The sequence below is a fragment of the Streptomyces diversicolor genome, from assembly GCF_057537855.1.
On record NZ_BAAJXA010000103.1, the window covers coordinates 1 to 3,403 of the forward strand.

Below are 3,403 nucleotides of genomic sequence, written 5' to 3' on the forward strand. Positions count from 1 at the left end.
GCTTATGCCGCGTGCCGGGTTATGCCGACTGTGGCAGCGACAGCATGACGGACCTGGGGTCTGGTTTCGAAAACTTCAGCATAACCGGCGGCTTCCGCCTGAGGAGGCTCGTATCCCTGTCTGCGTAGGCGAGTTGCCTGCAGACAGGAGAAGATCATGGATGCGATCGGAGAGCGGCGCCGTGGGCCGGTGCCGTTGGTGGTGACGGGGCCGTTGGCCACGTACGAGTCGCTGGTGCGTACGGAGCTGGTGGCCCGGGGGTACGCGGCGGCGTCGGTGAAGGACGCGGTGCTCATGATGCGGCGCCTGAGCCTGTGGATGGAACGGCGTGAGCTTGTCGCGGCCGGGCTGACGCCGGCGAGGGTCGAGGAGTTCCTGGCCTTCCGGCGGGCGGTGTGCTCCTCCGAGCCGGTGGCCCGACGGTCGCTCGGAGCCGTGATCAAGGTGCTGCGGCACACCGGTACGGTTCCTGTTCCGGTCGAGGCCGGCGGCGACGCGGTCCAGGAGGTGCTGGCGGACTACGGCGCCTACCTGCTCGGGGAGCGGGGCTTGGCGGCCGAGTCGGTCCGCTGCTACTGCGGCCAGGCCCGCAAGTTCCTTGCTGCGCTGCCGGATCCGCTGCAGGACTCGCTGGCCCGGCTGGATGCCGTGCGGGTGACCGCGTTCATGGTGCGGCACACCGCGGACGCCGAGAGCGTGTGGTCGGCGAAAGCCCTGGTGACCGCGGTCCGCTCACTGCTGCGCTACCTGCACGTGGACGGCCGGATCCCGGCACCGCTGACCGGGTCGGTTCCCGCGGTGGCGGGCTGGCGGCTCGGTTCTCTGCCTCGTGGACTGGAATCGCAGCAGGTGTCCGCGCTGCTGTTCGCACCGGACCCGGAGTCCTCGGCGGGGCGGCGGGACAGGGCGGTACTGACGGTGCTCGCCCGTCTGGGGCTGCGCGGCGCGGAAGTCGCCGCACTCCAGCTGAGCGACATCGACTGGCACGCGGGTGAGATCGCCGTGCGGGGCAAGGGTTCTCGCGTCGAACGGCTGCCGCTGACCGCCGAGGTCGGCAAGGTGCTCTCGGACTACCTCATGTCGGATCGACCCCGGTGTTCGGCCACGGCCGTGTTCCTCACCGCCAGGGCTCCCTACCAGGCACTGACCGGAGCTTGCATCCGGGCGATCATGGGGCGGGCTTGCGAGAGGGCCGGACTGCCACGGCTGGGAGCCCACCGGCTCCGCCACACCCTGGCCACCACCATCCTGCGGGCCGGGGCCCCGCTGCCCGAGGTCGGCCAAGTGCTCCGCCACCGCAGCCAGTTGAGCACCGCCATCTACGCGAAAGTCGACCATGAAGCCCTGCGGTCCCTGTCCCAGCCGTGGCCGGAAGGCGGTGCCCGGTGACCACGCTTCGACAGCACGCGCAGGAGTACCTGGCCATGCGCCGTCGGCTGGGATTCAAGCTGACGACCTTCGGCGGAAAGCTGATGAGCTTCATCAACTACCTGGAGGACACAGGCGAGACCGTCCTGACCACCCGGGCCGCGCTCGCCTGGGCCACGGATACGCCCCGCAGCACCGATGAAGTGCACTGGAGCCGGCGGCTGATGGTCGTGAGGATCTTCGCCCGGCACCTGAAGACTCTGGAGCCGGCGACCGAGATACCGCCCGATGATGCCCTGCCGCACCACTACCGGCGCATCACCCCGCACCTGTTCACCCCCGCCGAGCTGGACCGCCTGCTCGCGGCGACGAGTGTCCTGAGTCCGGCCTTCCGGGCCCGCACCTGGCACACGTTCCTCGGCATGCTGGCCGTGAGCGGCCTGCGCACGTTCGAAGTCTGCGGCCTGGACCGCACCGACGTCGATCTTGCCGGTGGTCTTCTCACCGTGAGGGAGACGAAGTTCGGCAAGTCGAGGCAGGTCCCGGTGCATGCCAGCACTGTCACGGCGCTACGCAGGTATGCCCGGGAGCGTGATCTCCAGCGGCCCATCCCGAGCACGGCGGCCTTCCTGGTCTCCACCCGCGGCACCCGGCTCGACTCCCACAACCTCCCGCGCACCTTCGTCCACCTGCTGTCGGCGGCGGGCATCACCGCAGGTGAGGGCCACCGCAGGCCCCGCTTGCACGATCTTCGCCACACTTTCGCGACCACGACCTTGCTGCAGTGGTACCGCGACGGCGCGGACGTCCAGGCGAAGCTCCCGCTGCTGACCACCTACCTCGGCCACGCCGACCCGAAGTCCACCTACTGGTATCTCTCCGGCTCGCCGGAACTCCTGTCCCTGGCCGCGGCCCGCCTGGAGCACAGCTTCGGAGGCCGGCCATGAGCGACCTCGCGCCCCTGCTGCAGGGCTTCTTCACCGACAAACTGATGCTCCAACTCCAGGCCAGCCAGCACACCATCGCGGCCTACCGCGACACCTTCACCCTCCTGCTCGGCTTCGCCGAGCAGCGCACCGGCCGGCCGCCGGCCCGCTTGAGCATCGCCGACCTGGACGCACCGGCGATCGGCGCGTTCCTCCAGCATCTTGAAACCGTCCGCGGCAACACCGCGGCGACCCGCAACGCCCGGCTCGCCGCGATCCGCTCGTTCTTCCGCTACGCGGCCCTACGGGCACCCGAACACGCGGCGGTGATCCAGCGGGTGCTGGCGATCCCGCCCAAACGCTTCGACCGGGCCATCGTCAACTACCTGACCACCACGGAGACCGACGCCCTCGTCGCAGCCCCGGACCGCACCACCTGGACCGGACGGCGCGACCATGCCCTGCTCCTGACCGGCGTCCACACCGGACTGCGCGTCAGCGAGCTGACCCGGCTCACGCTCCAGGACGTCCATCTGGGCTCCGGTCCTCACCTGCGCTGTCACGGCAAGGGCCGCAAGGACCGGTGCACCCCGCTGACCAGCGACACCGTCAAAGTGCTCAAGATCTGGCTGAAGGAGCGAGGCGGCGAGCGAGGCGATCCGCTGTTCCCGACCCGCCGCGACACCCCACTCAGCCGGGATGCCGTCGAAGCCCTCGTCACCAAGCACACCCGGACCGCCGCAGTCACCTGCCCGTCCCTGGCCGGCAAGCACGTCACCCCGCACACCCTGCGGCACAGCACCGCAATGGCACTCCTTCACGCCGGAGTCGACGTCTCCGTGATCGCCCTCTGGCTCGGCCACGAATCAACTGAAACCACACAAATCTATCTGCACGCCGACATGACCATCAAAGAACGTGCGCTCGCGCGCACGGCTCCCGCCGGCAGCACCCCCGGACGCTTCACCGCTCCGGACAACCTGCTGGCGTTCCTCCGAACACTCTGAGCCGGAGGCTACGGGTTATGCCGACCATTCCGAGGCAGGCACAGAGCTCATCATGATGTCGCTGCCACAGTCGGCATAACCCGGCACACGGCATAAGCGGAC

The 3,403-nt window shown here is 69.4% G+C and carries 3 protein-coding genes; all 3 read left to right on the forward strand.

What is annotated here, in order from left to right:
* Nucleotides 1-156 precede the first annotated feature (156 nt).
* From AC27LF_RS45265 to AC27LF_RS45275, 3 genes are read left to right on the forward strand one after another with little or no spacing between them, the layout of a single operon-like run.
* Entirely contained in the window at nt 157-1,389 is a 1,233-nt protein-coding gene (locus AC27LF_RS45265) for a site-specific integrase (protein WP_479662421.1), read from the forward strand.
* Complete coding sequence (locus tag AC27LF_RS45270; RefSeq protein ID WP_479662422.1) at nt 1,386-2,315, forward strand: tyrosine-type recombinase/integrase; 930 nt, start codon at nt 1,386-1,388, stop codon at nt 2,313-2,315. The genes AC27LF_RS45265 and AC27LF_RS45270 overlap by 4 nt, the downstream gene beginning before the upstream one ends.
* A complete protein-coding gene (locus tag AC27LF_RS45275; protein WP_479662423.1) occupies nt 2,312-3,301 on the forward strand; it encodes a tyrosine-type recombinase/integrase in 990 nt (329 codons plus the stop codon). The genes AC27LF_RS45270 and AC27LF_RS45275 overlap by 4 nt, the downstream gene beginning before the upstream one ends.
* The last annotated feature ends 102 nt before the right edge of the window (nt 3,302-3,403 follow it).